Source organism: Streptomyces sp. NPDC002104, assembly GCF_053593795.1.
Genome location: NZ_JBSFDF010000025.1, coordinates 12479 through 28969 on the forward strand (window position 1 = coordinate 12479; position 16491 = coordinate 28969).

Annotated in this window: 14 protein-coding genes; 6 read left to right on the top strand and 8 right to left on the bottom strand. The window is 72.6% G+C overall.

Annotated features, from left to right (window positions below; translation table 11 throughout):
• Positions 1-532: 532 nt before the first annotated feature.
• The gene (locus ACWCP2_RS21465; protein ID WP_450910178.1) at positions 533-1135 is read left to right on the top strand and encodes an ATP-binding protein; all 603 of its coding nucleotides are present in this window, start codon (positions 533-535) and stop codon (positions 1133-1135) included.
• Here the strand turns inward: ACWCP2_RS21465 and ACWCP2_RS21470 are convergent.
• The 3 genes from ACWCP2_RS21470 to ACWCP2_RS21480 form a co-directional block, all read right to left on the bottom strand.
• Positions 1122-3539, bottom strand: a complete 2418-nt coding sequence (locus tag ACWCP2_RS21470; protein WP_450910179.1) for an FtsX-like permease family protein — start codon at positions 3537-3539, stop codon at positions 1122-1124. The two genes, ACWCP2_RS21465 and ACWCP2_RS21470, sit on opposite strands and share 14 nt — an antisense overlap.
• Positions 3539-4447 (bottom strand): ABC transporter ATP-binding protein, encoded by a 909-nt coding sequence (locus tag ACWCP2_RS21475; protein ID WP_450910180.1) that lies wholly within the window; start codon positions 4445-4447, stop codon positions 3539-3541. Before ACWCP2_RS21475 ends, ACWCP2_RS21470 begins: the two co-directional genes overlap by 1 nt.
• A gap of 135 nt (positions 4448-4582) precedes the next feature.
• Complete coding sequence (locus ACWCP2_RS21480; protein ID WP_450910181.1) at positions 4583-5728, bottom strand: PP2C family protein-serine/threonine phosphatase; 1146 nt, start codon at positions 5726-5728, stop codon at positions 4583-4585.
• 117 nt (positions 5729-5845) lie between these two features.
• On the opposite strand from ACWCP2_RS21480, the gene ACWCP2_RS21485 reads away from it, so the two are divergent.
• Positions 5846-7081 (top strand): GNAT family N-acetyltransferase, encoded by a 1236-nt coding sequence (locus ACWCP2_RS21485; RefSeq protein ID WP_450910182.1) that lies wholly within the window; start codon positions 5846-5848, stop codon positions 7079-7081.
• A gap of 25 nt (positions 7082-7106) precedes the next feature.
• On the opposite strand, the gene ACWCP2_RS21490 is transcribed toward ACWCP2_RS21485, so the two are convergent.
• Both ACWCP2_RS21490 and ACWCP2_RS21495 read right to left on the bottom strand, forming a co-directional pair.
• Positions 7107-7913, bottom strand: a complete 807-nt coding sequence (locus tag ACWCP2_RS21490) for an Fpg/Nei family DNA glycosylase (protein WP_450910183.1) — start codon at positions 7911-7913, stop codon at positions 7107-7109.
• Between the two features lie 95 nt (positions 7914-8008).
• Positions 8009-8494 carry a ribose-5-phosphate isomerase gene (locus tag ACWCP2_RS21495; protein WP_254383081.1) on the bottom strand — a complete coding sequence of 162 codons (486 nt, stop codon included), beginning with the start codon at positions 8492-8494 and terminating at the stop codon, positions 8009-8011.
• 220 nt (positions 8495-8714) lie between these two features.
• On the opposite strand from ACWCP2_RS21495, the gene ACWCP2_RS21500 reads away from it, so the two are divergent.
• Complete coding sequence (locus ACWCP2_RS21500; RefSeq protein ID WP_450910184.1) at positions 8715-10154, top strand: amino acid permease; 1440 nt, start codon at positions 8715-8717, stop codon at positions 10152-10154.
• Positions 10155-10224: 70 nt separating this feature from the next.
• On the opposite strand, the gene ACWCP2_RS21505 is transcribed toward ACWCP2_RS21500, so the two are convergent.
• Positions 10225-10806, bottom strand: a complete 582-nt coding sequence (locus ACWCP2_RS21505) for a biotin transporter BioY (RefSeq protein ID WP_407839175.1) — start codon at positions 10804-10806, stop codon at positions 10225-10227.
• Between the two features lie 284 nt (positions 10807-11090).
• Between ACWCP2_RS21505 and ACWCP2_RS21510 the strand changes: the two genes are divergently transcribed.
• The 3 genes from ACWCP2_RS21510 (at position 11091) to ACWCP2_RS21520 (ending at position 14942) form a co-directional block, all read left to right on the top strand.
• Positions 11091-12500 carry an amino acid permease gene (locus ACWCP2_RS21510; RefSeq protein ID WP_450910185.1) on the top strand — a complete coding sequence of 470 codons (1410 nt, stop codon included), beginning with the start codon at positions 11091-11093 and terminating at the stop codon, positions 12498-12500.
• Positions 12501-12686: 186 nt separating this feature from the next.
• Positions 12687-14102, top strand: a complete 1416-nt coding sequence (locus ACWCP2_RS21515) for an amino acid permease (protein WP_450910186.1) — start codon at positions 12687-12689, stop codon at positions 14100-14102.
• Positions 14103-14285: 183 nt separating this feature from the next.
• Positions 14286-14942: a superoxide dismutase gene (locus tag ACWCP2_RS21520; RefSeq protein ID WP_450910187.1), complete on the top strand. Its 657-nt coding sequence runs from the start codon at positions 14286-14288 to the stop codon at positions 14940-14942.
• A gap of 36 nt (positions 14943-14978) precedes the next feature.
• On the opposite strand, the gene ACWCP2_RS21525 is transcribed toward ACWCP2_RS21520, so the two are convergent.
• Together ACWCP2_RS21525 and ACWCP2_RS21530 are read right to left on the bottom strand one after the other, a co-directional pair.
• Positions 14979-15674, bottom strand: a complete 696-nt coding sequence (locus tag ACWCP2_RS21525; RefSeq protein WP_450910188.1) for a hypothetical protein — start codon at positions 15672-15674, stop codon at positions 14979-14981.
• Positions 15675-15735: 61 nt separating this feature from the next.
• Positions 15736-16383, bottom strand: a complete 648-nt coding sequence (locus ACWCP2_RS21530) for a mycothiol-dependent nitroreductase Rv2466c family protein (protein ID WP_450910189.1) — start codon at positions 16381-16383, stop codon at positions 15736-15738.
• Between the last annotated feature and the right edge of the window lie 108 nt (positions 16384-16491).

Sequence of the window (16491 nt, forward strand, 5' to 3'; positions counted from 1 at the left end):
CGCGCACGGGCAGGGACTGCCGCGGGGGCGGCCACCGGGGAGTGAAGCCTCGCAGGATGGGGCGCGCGGGCCGGGTTGGCGAGCGGTGGGTCTCGGGGCCGGAACGGGAGCGCGTGGCTTCCACGGCCGGGACGGTGGGCGGTGGACTTCGGCAGCCGGGGCGACGGGACGTGGGCTTCGGGAACCGGAACGACCGGGCTTGGGCTTCGGGAACCGGGACCACCGGGTTCGGGCTTCGGGAACCGGGACCGCCAGGGTTGGGCTTCGGCGGCCGGGACCGCCGGGCTCGGGCTTCGCGAACCGGGACCACCGGGGTTGGGCTTCGGCGGCCGGGACCGCCGGGCTCGGGCTTCGCGAACCGGGACCGCCGGGGTTGGGCTTCGGCGGCCGGGATGACGGGGTCTGCGTTTCGGGAACGGTCGGAGGTGGGCTTGGGGGGCCGGGGCTCCGGGTGTTGGGTTTCGGGGGTGTTGGGCGATCGGGTCGTAGGGTCGGGGGAGGTTGGGGATGGGGCGGGGACGGGGGTGCAGGGGTGATTTTGTGGGTCAATGGGCCCTTTGGTGGGGGGAAGACGCAGACCGCCTACGCCTTGCGGCGGCGGGTTGCCGGGAGTGTGGTGTGTGATCCGGAGCATGTCGGGTTCGGGCTGCACCGGATGATGCCGCCCGGGTTGCGCGGGGACTTCCAGGATCTTCCGGCGTGGCGGCAGGGTGTGTTCGAGGTGCTCGATCTGGCGGCGCGCGAGCACCCGGGGGTGGTGATCGTGCCGATGACCGTCACCGATGCCGGGTACTTCGCCGAAACGGTGGGACGGCTGCGCGAGCGGGGGCACGACGTACGGCACTTCGCGCTGCTGGCCGAGCGCGGGACCGTACTGCGCCGGCTGCGCGAGCGGGGGCTCGGCCGCGGGCTGAAGCGGGAGAGCTTCGCGGTGGAGCGGCTGGACGGGTGTCTGGAGGCGTTGCGGGGGCCGGTGTTCGCCGAGCACGTGGACACCGACCGGATCGGGGTCGGTGAGGTGGCCGAGCGGGTAGCCCGGTCCGCCGGGCTGGCCCTGGCGCCGGACACCGACGGCGCGCTCCGGGGGCGGATCCGGCGCGCGCTGGTCGGCGTACGGCACATCAGGTTCGACTGAGGCGCAGGGCGTACCGGGCCGGGAGGGTGGTGGCGGCCAGGGCCAGGGTGAGGGCGGCCGCCACGAAGGAGCCGTAGACGAGGGGCGGGACGTACGGAGCCGTGCCCGTCGTCGCCTTGGTGAGGGGGGTCAGGGTGGCCAGGGCTATCGCCGAGCCCAGGGCGATGCCCGTGCCGCTGACCAGGAGGGCTTCCCAGGAGAGCATCTGCAGGATCTGGCGGCGGGTGGTGCCGATCAGGCGCAGCGTCCGGAGTTCGCGCCGGCGGTCCAGGACGGTCATGACCAGGGTGTTGGCGGCGGCGACGGCCGCGAAGCCGCCGAGGACCGCGGCCATGGTGGTGTTGGCCCAGGCGTTGAGCTGCCGGTCGACGCTCTGCTGGGAGGTCCAGGCGGCGGCCGACAGGACCGGGCCGAGGCCTTCGGGGGCCGGGCCGCGGACGAGGAGTTCGGTGGGGCCGCCCGCGGTGGTGCGGCCGGCCAGGTCCGCGGCGGGGAGGGTGACCTCGCCGAGGCCCAGGCCGCGGGTGTAGACGGCCACGATCTCGGGGGTGACGGGGGTTCCGTCGGGGAGCCGGAGGGGGATCCGGTCACCGGTCCGGGTGTGGGTGGCTTCGGCCAGGGTGCGGTCGATGGCGACCGTTCCGGGGGCGAGCCGGGAGAGGTCCCCCGAACGGACGCCCAGGTCCTGGACCGTGGCGAGGTCCCCGGTGACGCCCTGCGCCGAGGCCGTGTGGAAGCTCCGGTCGCCGCCCGAGCCGACGACGGCGAGGACGGAGGTACGGGTGAGGGCGACGGCCCCCGCCGCGACGGCCCGGTCGAGGGCGGGGTGGTCCGCGGCCGCCGGGCGGTTCGCACCGCCCAGGGGCACGACGTGGTCGGCCAGGAGGCCGGCCTCCTGCTGCCGGAGGACGGCCCGGTCCTCGCTGGTGTGGAGGAAGACCAGGGTGGAGGAGAAGGCCATGGCGAGCACGATCGGGGTGATGGCGGAGGCGAGACGGCGGGCGTGCGTACGGGAGTTGGCGGCGGCCAGCGCGGCGGGCGCGCCGCCCGCGCGCAGCGGGAGCCCGAAGAGGGCGGCGCAGGCGCCGGCGATCAGCGGGCCGAGCAGGGCGACGGCGAGCATGAAGAGCATGACGACGCCGAGGGCGGCGTTGGCGGCGTCCGGGCCGCTGCTGGTGGCGGCCAGGCGCGCGCAGGCGGCACCGCCGGCCAGGGCGGCGATGCCGAGAGGCGTACGGATCCACCCGGGCCGCAGGCGTTCCACGGCGGACGCGGCGAGGGCCAGACCGGGGCGGATGCGGGCGGGGCGGCGGGACGCGGCCCAGCCGGCGATCAGGGCGGCGATCACTCCGAGGGCGGTGGCGCTGACCAGGGGGATCCAGGAGACGGTGAGGTCGACTCCGGCCGGGACGGCGCCCTTCGCCTTGAGCTGCCCGAACCACCAGGAGGCCAGCGCGATGCCGGGTACGCAGCCCAGCGCGCCCGCGGCCGGAGCGACGAGCAGGGCTTCGGTGGCGACCGTACGGCGGATCTGGCGCGGGGTGGCTCCGACGGCGCGCAGCAGGGCGAACTCGCGGGAGCGCTGCCCGACGGAGAGGGCGACGGTGCCCGCGGCGGTGAAGACGGCGACGAGCGTGGCGATCCCGCCGAAGGAACCGCCGAGCCCGGTCAGCACCTCCCGGGCGCCCTCGAGCCGCGGATCGAGGGCGCGGGCGTCTCCGGTGAGCACCTGGGCGCGGCCCTCGACGGCGGCCCGGGCACGCGCCGCGTCGGTGCCGAACAGCACGATGGCGTCGAGCCCGTCGGGGTGGCCGGACAGGGTGCGCGCCTCGGTGTCGGTGAACCAGGCCCCGGCGCGGTCGGCGCGCCCCACGACCCGGAACGGGCGGGGCCCGGCCGGGGTGTCGAGCGTGACCCGGTCCGGGCCGTCGGCTCCGCCCAGGACGACTTCGCCGGGGCCGGCCGGGGCGCGGCCCGAGCGGAGCTCCGTAGGGCTGAAGGCGGTGGAGCCCCAGCCGGAGCCGTCGAGCGTGCCGCCCGCCGCGTCCCGTACGGGGAACACCACGTCGGGCACGGCCCGCCCCAGCGGAGCCAGTCGCTCCAGCAGGGCGGCGTCCACCCGTGCGCGGTCCGGGAGCGGGGCCGCTACCTCGTAGGCGCCGTCGCCGTGGCCCATCCGCAGGCGGGCCTGCTGGTCGGCGGCGACGACGACGGGGGCTTCGGCGTACCGCGTCGGCGGTGTGCTCGCGCGGGCACCGGTCTCCAGCAGGATTCCGCAGGCGGAGACGATGCCGACGGCCAGGAACAGGGCGACGAAGGTGCCGGCGAAGGCGGCGGGCCGGAACCGGAGCACGGCGCGGGCCAGGCCGTTGGGACGGGGTCGCAGACGGAGACGGAACGGCATCAGGCGGCCGCTCCCGCGTATCGGGGTGCGGCGGGAGCGGTGAGCGCCGTCATGCGGGCGGCGATCGCGGCGGCCGGGCTGCGCGGGAGCCGGTCGGCGATGAGGCCGTCGGCGAGGAAGAGCACCTGGTCGGCGTGGGCGGCGGCGGCCGGGTCGTGCGTGACCATCACGACGGTGGCGCCGAGGGTGTCCACGGCGCTGCGGAGCAGGCCGAGGACCTCGGCGGCGGTGGTGGTGTCGAGGGCGCCGGTGGGCTCGTCGGCGAAGACCACGTCGGGGCGGGTGATCAGGGCTCGGGCGATGGCCACGCGCTGCTGCTGGCCGCCGGAGAGTTCGGCGGGGCGGCGCCGGCCCTTGCCCTCCAGGCCGACCCGGGCCAGCAGGTCCGCGGCGCGGGCCGCCTGGCCCTCGGAGGCGGAGCGGCCGCGGGTGCGGGCGCGGGCGCCGCCGCCGGCGAGGCGCAGGGGGAGCAGGACGTTCTGCTCGACGGTGAGGGAGGGGAGGAGGTTGAAGGCCTGGAAGACGAAGCCGAGGCGGCTGCGGCGCAGTTCGGTGAGCTGGTTCTCGTTCATGCCGGTGATCTCGGTGCCGCCGAGGCGGACGGAGCCCTCGGTGGGGAGGTCCAGCCCGGCGGCGCACTGGAGGAACGTGGACTTCCCGGAGCCGGAGGGGCCCATCACCGCGGTGAAGCTGCCGCGGGGGAGGCTGAGGTCGATGCCGCGCAGGGCGTGGACGGCGGTGCCGCCGCGGCCGTACTGGCGACGGACCGAGCGGAGCTCGACGGCGGGGGCGGCCTCGCGGGCCGCCTGGCCCTGGCCCGGCTGGCCCTGGCCCGGCTGGCCCTGGCCGGGCCGGCCCGCCTGCTGAGCCCGCTGCTCGGCCTTCCGCTTGCTCCTGCGGAGCCCCATGATGTGCCGCCTTCCGTGCCGGTCGAGCACCCGGTGGTGATCGTGTCTCCGACGCTACGGAGCGTGCGGGGGCCGTGACCATGACGGGAGCTGGCGGACCGGTGGTGGGGCTAACCCGACCACCGGCCGGCGCGTCTAGAACGGTGCGCGGCGGATCAGGAGGAGGGCTCTGTCGTCGTTGACGTCCTTGGCCACCTTTTCGATCAGGTGCCAGGCCGCGCCCTCCCAGCCCGCGCCGACGTAGCGGTCGGCCTCGCCGGTGAGGCGGTCGATGCCCTCGCTGATGTCGCGGTCGGCCGTTTCGACCAGGCCGTCGGTGAAGAGCATCAGGACGTCGCCGGGGCGGAGGTTGCCGCGGGCGGGGCTGAACTCGGCGCCGTCGTAGACCCCGAGGAGCGGGCCCTCGCCGGTCTTCTCCTGCCAGCGGCCGGTGCCCGCGGAGAGCTGGAGGGCGGGGAGGTGGCCCGCGGAGAGGAGTTCGTAGTCGCCGGTCTCCAGGTCCAGGACGAGGTGGATGGAGGTGGCGAAGCCCTCGTCCCAGTCCTGGCGCAGGAGGTAGCCGTTGGCGGCGGGGAGGAAGCCGTGCGGGGGCAGCGCGCCCAGGAGGCCGCCGAAGGCGCCCGAGAGGAGGAGGGCGCGGGAGCCCGCTTCCATGCCCTTGCCCGAGACGTCGGTGAGGACGATCTCCAGGGTGCGGCCGCCGTTGGTGCGGGCGGCGACGACGAAGTCGCCGGAGAAGGACTGGCCGCCCGCCGGGCGCAGGGCCATCTCCCGGTGCCAGCCGCGCGGCAGGGCGGGCAGTTTGCTCTGGACCCTGATGCGTTCGCGCAGGTCGAAGAGCATGGTGCCGCCGCGCCGCCAGGGCACGCCCACGCGGCTGCGGAACTGGGCGATGACCAGCCCGAAGAACCCGCAGGCGGCGACGACGAGGACGGTGCCGGGGGTGACCCGGGCCGGGCCCTGGGTGTAGGGGCCCAGCACGAGGGCTTCGACGATGAGGGCGGCCGCGGAGGCGGCGTAGAGGGCGAGCAGGCTGGCGGGGCGCAGGAGCAGGCCGCCGGCCACGATCGGCAGGACGAGTGCGGCGGGCGAGAACCAGACCGGCAGCATGAGGGTGCCGCAGGCGATGGCCGGGATGGTCAGGAGCAGGCCGCCGAAGGCCAGCCAGTCGGAGGCGTCGCCGCGGAAGTAGTCGACGGCGGATTTGCGCAGCGCGGTGCGCGCCCGGTGCCACGCCATGCGCGACCGGGCCAGGAGGGACTCCACGTGTGCTCCGGCCATTGCTTCGGGACCCTATCCATCCTGGCTGTGCGCGCGCAGGGGTACCCCCTGAGATGGGCCCATCGGCAACCGAAAAGAGATCGACCGGGGACGGATTGCCCTGGTAGGGATGGCCATATGCCTCTTGAGACGCGCGTATTGCAGCCCGATGAGTGGGATGTCTGGTACGACCAGCTGGAACTGGCGTTCGGTGGAGTGTCCGAATCGCCCGAGGAGCGGCAGCTCTACCGGTCGTTGACGGAGACCGAGCGCTCTCTCGGCGTCTGGGACGCGGGGACCTGTGTCGCCGGCGCCGGGGCCTTCTCCTTCCGGCTCTCCGTGCCGGGCGGCTCGCTCGTCCCGGCCGCCGGGGTCACGATGGTGGGCGTCTCCCCCACCCACCGCAGACAGGGCGTGCTCACCTCTCTGATGCGGCGCCAGTTGGACGACGTCCGGGCGGGTGGTGAACCGATCGCCGTGCTGACGGCCTCGGATCCGGCCATCTACGGGCGCTTCGGCTACGGCACCGCCGCGTACTCGCTGTCCGTGGAGATCGACAAGACCCGCGTACGGCTCTCCGTGCCGCCGGGCACCGACGGGGTACGGCTGCGGCTGGTCGATCCGCGCAAGGCCCTGGCCGACTGCGAGCGGGTCTACGCGGCCCTGCTCGCGGGCCGTCCCGGGATGCCGGCCCGGCAGCCGGGCTGGGAGCTGCAGGCGCTGCTGGACCCGGAGGCGTCGCGGAACGGCGCCTCGCCGCTGAAGTGCGTGGTCGCCGAGCGGGCGGACGGCGAGGTGGTCGGGTACGCCCGCTACCGGGTCAGGCCCGAGTGGGACCTGACCGGTTCGGACGGCCGGGTGGACGTGGCGGACCTCGACGCGCTCGACCCGGCGGCGTACGCGGCGCTGTGGCGCTACGTGTGCTCCATCGACCTGACCTGGACCGTACGGGCCTTCAAGCGGCCGGCGGACGATGCCGTACTGCACCTGGTCACCGATGTGCGCCGGACGCAGGCGCGGCTGCGCGACTCCCTGCACGTACGGCTCGTGGACCTGCCGGCGGCGCTGACCGCACGGGCCTACGGGGCTCCGCTGGACGTGGTCCTGGAGGTCGGGGACGCCTTCTGCCCGTGGAACGCGGGGCGCTGGCGGCTGACCGCCGGTGCGGACGGGGCCGCGGTCTGCACCCGGACGCAGGCCCCGGCCGACCTGGAGCTGTCGGTACGGGAGCTGGGCGCGGCCTACCTCGGCGGGGTGACCCTGAACTCCCTGGCGGCGGCCGGTCTGGTGCGCGAGCTGCGCGCGGGAGCCCTCGCCCCCGCTTCGCGCGCCTTCGCCGGCGACGTGGCCCCCTGGCTGCCGCACGGCTTCTAGCCGGTGTCCGAACCGGGGCGCCCCGCTAGCGGGCCTGGCACCCCGGGCACCAGAAGAGGTTGCGGGCGGCGAGACCGGCGGTGCGGATCTCGCCGCCGCAGATGTGGCAGGGCATGGCGGCCCTGCGGTAGACGTACACCTCGCCGCCGTGGTCGTCCACCCTCGGCGGGCGGCCCATGGCCTCGGGCAGGTGCTCGTCGCGGACGGTGTCGATGCGGTTGTTGCGCACGCCCTCGCGCATGAGGAGGACCAGGTCGGCCCAGATCGCGTCCCACTCGCCGCGGCCGAGGTCCTTGCCGAGGCGGTACGGGTCGATGCCGTGCCGGAAGAGGACCTCGGCGCGGTAGACGTTGCCGACGCCCGAGACGACCTTCTGGTCCATGAGCAGGGCGGCCACCGTGGTGCGGGAGCGGGAGATCCGGGCCCAGGCGCGGTCGGGGTCGTCGGTGGGGCGCAGCGGGTCCGGGCCGAGCCGCTCGTGTATCGCCTTCTTCTCGCCCTCGCCGATGAGCGCGCACGCGGTGGGGCCGCGCAGGTCGGCGTAGTGGTCCTCGTTCAGCAGCCGGAGCCGGACGGTGTCGGTGGCGGGCGGGGCGGGGGCCGGGCCGAAGCCGAGCTTCCCGAAGAGGCCGAGGTGGATGTGGATCCAGGCGTCGCCGAGTTCGAGGAACAGGTGCTTGCCGTGCGCCTCGGCGGATTCCAGCGCGCGGCCGTCGAGCAGGGCCGCGCTCTCGGCGAACCGGCCCTGCGGGCTGCTCACCCGGACCGGCCGACCGGCGAAGCGCTCGGTGTGGTCCTGGGCGAGGCGGTGGATCGTATGCCCCTCGGGCACGACAGTTCTCCTCGGAAACGAAAGCCGGGACGTGGCCACCCGGAAACGAAAAACCGGCCGCGCCGCCCCGGAGGGCGCCGCGGCCGGAAGCGGGATCAGCCCTGCGGGTGGTGCGCCGGGATCGGGGGGAGCTCGCCGGTGGCCTCGTAGGCGGAGAGCATGTCGATGCGGCGGGTGTGGCGCTCCTCGTCGGAGTACGGGGTCTTCAGGAAGGCGTCGATGAAGCTGACGACCTCGTCCTGGGTGTGCATGCGGCCGCCGACGGAGATCACGTTGGCGTTGTTGTGCTCGCGGCCGAGCTCGGCGGTCTGGACGCTCCACGCGAGGATGGCGCGGATGCCCTTCACCTTGTTCGCGGCGATCTGCTCGCCGTTGCCGGAGCCGCCGATCACGATGCCGAGGCTGCCGGCGTCCGCGGCGGTCTTCTCCGCGGCGCGGAGGCAGAACGGCGGGTAGTCGTCCACCGCGTCGTAGATGTGGGGCCCGCAGTCGACGGGCTCGTGGCCGTTGTTCTTGAGCCAGTCCACCAGGTGGTTCTTGAGCTCAAAGCCGGCATGGTCGGATCCGAGGTACACGCGCATGGTCCGAGTGTGGCACGAGCCGGGCCGCGGACCCGCCGCGGGGTGTCGCGTAAGTCACTTCTAAAGCTCAAGTAAACCCAAAGAACGCAGATGGGACACCGTGGGACCTAGGTCCTGGACGTTCGTCCCAGCGCAACGATCCGGATTGGGGTCTTCCGCCCTGAGTTCATCTCGGGTTTGAATGCCGGGGCTCGCCACCCGAGAACCTAAGGATCCGTCCATGAGCTCCACGACGACCCTTCAGAAGGAAGGCGCCTCCACCGGCAATCCCGGTGACGGCAAGCCCTCCGACGGTCTGAAAGCCGGTCTCAAGAACCGCCACCTGTCCATGATCGCCATCGGCGGTGTCATCGGCGCAGGCCTCTTCGTCGGCTCCGGCGGCGGTATCGCCAAGACCGGCCCCGCCATCCTGATCTCCTACGCGCTCGTCGGCGCGATGGTCGTCTTCGTCATGCGGATGCTGGGCGAGATGGCGGCCGCCAGCCCGAACTCCGGCTCCTTCTCCGCCTACGCCGACCGGGCGCTGGGCCGCTGGGCCGGTTTCTCCATCGGCTGGCTGTACTGGTTCTTCTGGGTCGTCGTCCTGGCCGTGGAGGCCACCGCCGGCGCCGTCATCCTCGAGGGCTGGGTCCCGGCCGTCCCGCAGTGGGCCTGGGCGCTGATCGTGATGGCCGTGCTGACGGTCACCAACCTCGGCTCGGTCGCCTCGTACGGCGAGTTCGAGTTCTGGTTCGCGGGCATCAAGGTGGTCGCCATCGGCGGCTTCGTGATCGTCGGTCTGCTGGCCGTCTTCGGCGTGCTGCCGGGCTCGGACAACCCGGGTGCGGGCTTCGCCCACCTCACCGACACGGGCGGCTTCATGCCGAACGGGTGGGGCTCGGTCCTCACCGGTGTGCTGATGGTCGTCTTCTCCTTCATGGGCAGCGAGATCGTCACGCTGGCCGCCGGCGAGTCCGAGGACCCGCGGCGCGCGGTCACCAAGGCCACCAACTCGGTGATCTGGCGCATCGGAGTCTTCTACCTGGGCTCGATCTTCATCGTGCTGACCCTGCTGCCGTGGAACGACAAGTCGATCGTCGAGAAGGGCTCGTACGTCGCCGCCCTGGACTCGATCGGCATCGCGCACGCCGGCCAGATCATGAACGTGATCGTCCTGACGGCCGTCCTGTCCTGCCTGAACTCGGGCCTGTACACCGCCTCCCGCATGGCCTTCTCGCTGGGCGAGCGCGGTGACGCCCCGAAGGCCTTCGCCAAGGTCAACAAGCGCGGCGTGCCGATGGCCGCGATCCTCGGCTCGGTCGTCTTCGGCTTCGTCGCCGTCTACTTCAACTACGCCTTCAAGGACACCGTCTTCAGCTTCCTGCTGAACGCCTCGGGCGCGATCGCGCTGTTCGTGTGGCTGGTGATCTGCCTGACCCAGCTGCGGATGCGCGGGATCCTCATGCGCGAGGCCCCGGAGAAGGTGACGGTGAAGATGTGGTTCTTCCCGTACCTGACCTGGGCCACCGCCGCGATGATCACCTTCGTCCTCGGCTACATGGTCTACGACAAGGACAACCGCGAGACCGTCCTGCTGTCGCTCCTGGTCGCCGCCGTGGTGATCGCGATCGGCGTGGCACGGCAGCTGCGCCGCAAGGCGGCCCTGAAGACCGCCGCGTAACGGCTCCGGACATGACGGCAGCCCCGGACCGCGCCGTGCGGTCCGGGGCTGCCGTGCGGAGCGGGGGCGCCTACGCGCGGCCGAGCAGCTTCCAGGCGGCCGGCAGCAGGCCCATCGCCAGCGCCGCCTTGAGCGCGTCGCCGATCAGGAAGGGCGTCAGCCCGGCCGCGACGGCCGCGCCGAAGGACATCCCGGTGGACAGGGCGAGGTAGGGCACGCCGACGGCGTAGATGAGCGCGGAGCCCAGCACCATCGTGCCGGCGGTGCGCAGCACCGAGCGGTCGGCGCCGCGCCGGGCGAGGGCGCCCACGACGGTGGCGGCGAGCAGCATGCCGAGCACGTAGCCGAAGGAGGCGCCGCCCGCGCCGGAGCTGCCGCCGGCGAACCACGGCACGCCGGCCATGCCGACGAGGGCGTAGAGCGCCAGCGACAGGAAGCCGCGGCGGGCCCCGAAGGCGGTACCGACCAGGAGGGCGGCGAAGGTCTGCCCGGTGACGGGGACCGGGGAGCCGGGGACGGGCACGGCGATCTGCGCGGCCAGGCCGGTGAGCGCGGCTCCGCCGGCGACGAGGGCGATGTCGCGGACGCGGCTCGCGGGCAGCAGGTCGGCGAGGACGGCGCCGGGCCGGAAGGAGACGGAAGCAGTGCTCATCGGGGACTCCGCAGGGGGTGGGGGCGGCAGGGACGATCACCGACGTTAGTCCCGGGTCCGGGGTCCCATCAGGGTCGCCCGGGACAAAGCCGTACTCCCCGGTTTGGTGGGGAGTGCACAAAGACCCCGCTCAGCGCCCGAGTTGGAGTGATCCGCATCACGGGCGATGACTGCTGACACGTCCGTTTTGCGCGGATGGGCGCTCTCCGGAGAGACTGTAGGGTCCCTCCAACTGTCGCGGAGCCCCCACCGCCGCCAGGCCTTAGAGAGTACGAGCACCCCTCATGCGCGACCTGCCGTCCGCCCCTCCCGGCACCACGGACGAGCTCCTCCCAGCGGAGCCCCTGAGCCACAGCCTCAAACAGCGCCACCTGACCATGCTGGGTCTCGGCGGGGTGATCGGTGCCGGGCTGTTCGTCGGCTCCGGCGCCGGCATCACCATCGCCGGCCCCGCGATCATCTGCTCGTACCTGCTCGCGGGTGTCCTCGCGATGCTGGTGATGCGGGCGCTGGGCGAGATGTCGGCGGCGATGCCCGCCTCCGGTTCCTTCTCCGTCTACGCGGAGAAGGCGCTCGGCCGCTGGGCCGGCTTCTCGGCCGGCTGGCTGTACTGGTTCCTGCTGGTCGTGGTGCTGGCCGTGGAGGCCACCGCCGCGGCGAAGATCGCGAACGGCTGGCTGCCCTCGGTGGACCAGTGGGTCTGGGTGCTCGTCTTCATGGTGGTCTTCACCGTGAGCAACCTGGCCGCCGTGCGGAACTTCGGCGAGTTCGAGTTCTGGTTCGCGGCCCTGAAGGTCGGCGCGATCGTGCTGTTCCTAATCCTGGGCACGCTGGCCATCTTCGGCCTCCTCCCCGACACCGACCCGATCGGCATGGCCAATCTGACCGGCCAGGGCGGCTTCTTCCCCAACGGCGCGAGCGGCGTGGTCGCCGGCATGCTGGCCGTCGTCTTCGCCTTCGGCGGCCTGGAGGTCGTCACCATCGCGGCCGCCGAGTCGGACGACCCGGCCCGGTCCGTGGCCCGCGCGGTGCGCAGCGCCGTGTGGCGCATCCTCTTCTTCTACGTCGGCTCGATGCTGGTCATCGTGACCCTGCTGCCGTGGGACTCGCTGGAGCCGGGGCAGAGCCCGTACGTGGCCGTCCTCGACTCGATCGGCATCGCGCACGCGGGCCAGATCATGGACGTCGTGATCTTCGTGGCCCTGCTGTCGGCGCTCAACGCGAACCTGTACGGGTCCTCGCGCATGGTGTTCTCGCTGGCGGAGCGGGGCGAGGCGCCGAAGTCCCTGCTGAAGGTGTCGGGCGGCGGGGTGCCGCGCCGGGCGGTCTTCGCATCGGTGGCCTTCGGGTTCGTCTCGGTGGTGCTGAACCTGCTCTGGCCGGACACGATCTTCCTCTACATGCTCAACGCGGTCGGCGCGGTGCTGCTGTTCGTCTGGGCCCTGATCGCGGTCTCGCAGCTCAGGCTGCGAAAGAAGATCGAGCGGGAGATGCCGGAGCGGCTGACGCTGCCGATGTGGCTGTTCCCGTACGCGACGTGGGCGGCGCTGATCGGGATGGCCACGGTGCTGGTCCTGATGCTGTTCGACGATGCGGCGCGGCCGCAGCTGCTGTGGTCCACGGGGGCCGCGGCCGCGGTGCTGCTGGTGGCGTGGATCCGGGAGATCCGGGCCGGGCGGGCCGTCCGGCCCTGACGCGGACGGTGTGCACGGGACGGGCCCGGGGCTTTCGCCCCGGGCCCGTCGCGGTTGCGCGGCGCCGCGATCACGGCCGGTGAAACGGGCGTCCGGATGATGGACACTAAACGTCCGATAAACGGACGGTGGGCAGACTGGGGCACCTCATCCCGTCCCCCCGCACACCGGACAGGCATCTCCCCCATGAGCCAGAGCACCCTGACCCCGCCCGAGCGACAGGCGCCGGACCGGCCCGAAGCCGGATCGCCCCTCGGGAACGGACTCAAGCAGCGCCACCTTTCGATGATCGCCCTCGGCGGGGTCATCGGCGCGGGCCTCTTCGTCGGCTCCGGCGCCGGCATCGCGGCCGCCGGCCCCTCGATCGTGCTCGCGTACGCCGCTTCCGGGCTGCTCGTGATGTTCGTGATGCGCATGCTCGGCGAGATGTCCGCCGCGAACCCCTCCTCGGGCTCCTTCTCCGTGCACGCGGACCGGGCGATCGGCCCGTGGGCGGGCTTCACCGCCGGCTGGATGTTCTGGACGCTGCTGTGCGTGGGCGTGGCCGTGGAAGCCATCGGCGCGGCGCACATCATGACGGGCTGGTTCCCGGGCACCCCCTCGTGGATGTGGGTGCTGGTCTTCATGGCGATGTTCTGCGGCTCCAACCTGGCCGCCGTCTCCAACTTCGGCGAGTTCGAGTTCTGGTTCGCCGCGCTGAAGATCGGCGCGATCGGTCTGTTCCTCGGCCTCGGCGTGCTCGCCGTCCTGGGCGTACTGCCCGGCACCGACTCCCCCGGCTCGGCCAACCTGCTCCACGACGGCGGCTTCCTGCCCAACGGCACGAACGGCCTGCTGCTGGGTCTGCTCGCTTCCGTGTTCGCCTACGGCGGCCTGGAGACGGTGACCATCGCCGCGGCCGAGTCCGAGAACCCGGTCAGGGCCGTGGCCAAGGCCGTGCGCACCACCATGTGGCGGATCGGCATCGTCTACGTCGGCTCGATGCTGGTCATCGTCACCCTGCTCCCGTGGAACGACCCGTCGGTGACGACGGACGGTCCCTACGCCGCCACCCTGAACCACCTCGGCATCCCGCACGTCGGCCAGATCATGAACGTGGTCATCCTGATCGCCCTGCTGTCCGCGATGAACGCCAACATCTACGGCTCCTCGCGCATGGCCTACTCCCTCGTCTCCCGCGGCCAGGGCCCCCGGGCGCTGGGCAAGGTCAGCGGCGGGGTGCCGCGCCGCGCGGTGCTCGCCTCCTCGGGCTTCGGCTTCGCGACCGTGCTGCTGTCGTACTGGTACCCCGACACCCTCTTCGCCTGGCTGCTGAACATGGTCGGCGGCGTCATCCTCGTCGTCTGGGGCTTCATCGCCTTCTCCCAGTTCAAGCTGCGGCGCCGGCTGGAGCGCGAGGCCCCCGAGAAGCTGGTCGTGAAGATGTGGGGCTTCCCGTACTTGACCTGGGTCGCACTGGCGGGGGTCGTCGCCATCCTGGCCCTGATGGCGACGCAGGACGACACGCGGCTCCAGCTCGTCTTCACCGGCGGCCTGACCGTGGCCCTCGCCGCCACCGGCTACGTCGTCCAGCGCCGGGCGGCGGCGCGCGAAGCGGCGTAACTCCCGCCCTGCGGCGGCCCGGAGGCCGGACTCATGCGATCGCACGGGTCCGGCCTCCGGCGTTTCCGAGGTCCCGACAAGAGAGGCGACCCTTACGTGAGCTGCGGAATAGATACTGCTAGCGTGCAGTTGCGCATTAATTGCAATAAGCGATTGGCACGCTGAGGGGACCGGATAACACGCATGGCCATCTACACGCTTCCTGAGCTTCCTTACGACTACGCGGCTCTCGAGCCGGTGATCAACCCGCAGATCATCGAGCTGCACCACGACAAGCACCACGCGGCCTACGTCACGGGCGCCAACAACACGCTGGAGCAGCTGGAGGAGGCGCGCGAGAAGGAGAACTGGGGCGCGCTGAACGGCCTGGAGAAGAACCTCGCGTTCCACCTCTCCGGCCACATCCTGCACAGCATCTACTGGCACAACATGGCCAGCCCGAAGACCGGCGAGGGCGGCGGCGAGCCCACCGCGGCCGACGGCCTGGGCGAGCTGAGCGACGCGATCACCGAGTCCTTCGGCTCCTTCGCGAAGTTCAAGAAGCAGCTGACCTTCGCCGCCTCCGCGACCCAGGGTTCCGGCTGGGGCGTGCTGGCGTACGAGCCGGTCAGCGGCCGCCTCGTCGTCGAGCAGGTCTACGACCACCAGGGCAACGTGGGCATCGCGAGCACCCCGGTCCTGGTCTTCGACGCCTGGGAGCACGCCTTCTACCTTCAGTACAAGAACCAGAAGGTGGACTTCATCGAGGCGATGTGGAACGTCGTCAACTGGCAGGACGTGGCCAAGCGCTACGCCGACGCCAAGGCCAACACCCCGCTGCTGATCCCCGCCAAGGGCTGATCGGCGCCACCAGCCGTCCGCCTCGTGATCGTCTTCTCAACCTTCACGTGCGGGCGTGTCCACCAGAAGGCCCCCGCGAGGACGTGACTCGCGGGGGTCCTCTGCGTCCACCAGGCCGTCCACCTCGCCGACCACCGTGAACTCCCGCGCCAGACCCGTCTCGTGGAGCCGCGCGAACGGGGTGAAGGGGACGCCGAACTCGGACTCGCCGCGGTCGAAGTTCCAGCTCTTGTGCACCTGGAAGCGGTAGTCGCTCACCACGGAGCCGTCCTCGTGGACCCGTACCGTGCCGCTGATCCGGTACTGGGCCCCGCGCAGGGCCAGCCACCAGTCCGCGCTGCCGCCCTCGCGGGCCCGCCGGGTGATCAGCACCCCGCGCCAGCCGCTGTCGGCCGCGTACGCGCCGGGCTCGCCGAGCGTCCGCGCGGCCTCCCGCCACTCGGCCAGGCGCCGGTCCACGTCCTGCCGTACGGCGGGCACCGCGAGCAGCGCCCGCGCGTCGACCCGGTACGGGCGGCCCGTGCCGCGGAGGTAGTGGCGCAGGGTGCCGGCGGCCTGGCGGACCCCGAGGGCCGTCCACAGCGGGGGCACCGCAACGCAGGCCGCCCGCAGCACCCGGTCTCGGGGGCGTGCGGGCAGGCTGCCGTGCGCGGCGTTGTCGTTCGGTATCGCGGGCTCCGCCCGGCCGCCGCTGCGGCCGAGCGGTTCCTCCCGTGTCGGACCAGTCCCCATAGGGGGACGTTAAGGGAGGAACCGGACCCCTGCTAGTCGGAAGCCCGCCGGGCTGGTCCGACTAGTCGAAGATCGGGCCCTGCGTGCGGGTGCGCTTGATCTCGTAGAACCCCGGGGTGGAGGCGACGAGCAGGGTGCCGTCCCAGAGGCGGGCGGCGGCCTCGCCGCGGGGGGCGGGGGTGACGACCGGGCCGAAGAAGGCGACCTCTTCGCCGTCGGCGCCCGGCACGGAGATGACCGGGGTGCCGACCTCCTGGCCGACGCGGTTGATGCCGTCGTTGTGGGAGTCGCGCAGGACCTCGTCGTACTCGTCGGAGTCCGCGAAGTGGATGAGCTCGGCGGGCAGGCCGACCTCGTTCAGGGCCTCGGCGATCGCCTCACGGGTCGGGCCGGTGCCCTCGTTGTGGAAGCGGGTGCCGAGCGCGGTGTAGAGCTTGCCGGTGACCTCGTCGCCGAACTTCTGCTGGGCGGCGACGACCACGCGGACCGGGGCCCAGCCCTTGGGGCCGAGCAGGTCCCGGTAGACCTCGGGCAGTTCGTCGAGCTTGTTCTCGTTCAGGACCGCGAGGCTCATCACGTGCCAGCGGACCTCGACGTCACGGACCTTCTCGACCTCCAGCATCCAGCGGGACGTCATCCAGGCCCAGGGGCAGAGCGGGTCGAACCAGAAGTCGACAGCGGTCTTCTCGCGCACCTGGGTGTCAGCCATGTCTCTCCTCAGATCGGAACGTTCCTCCCTGCCCAACCGCTCCGGCCGCACACGCATTCCCCCGTGGGAGGATTCGGTCAGGTATCGCGATCACGCACGAAGGAGTGC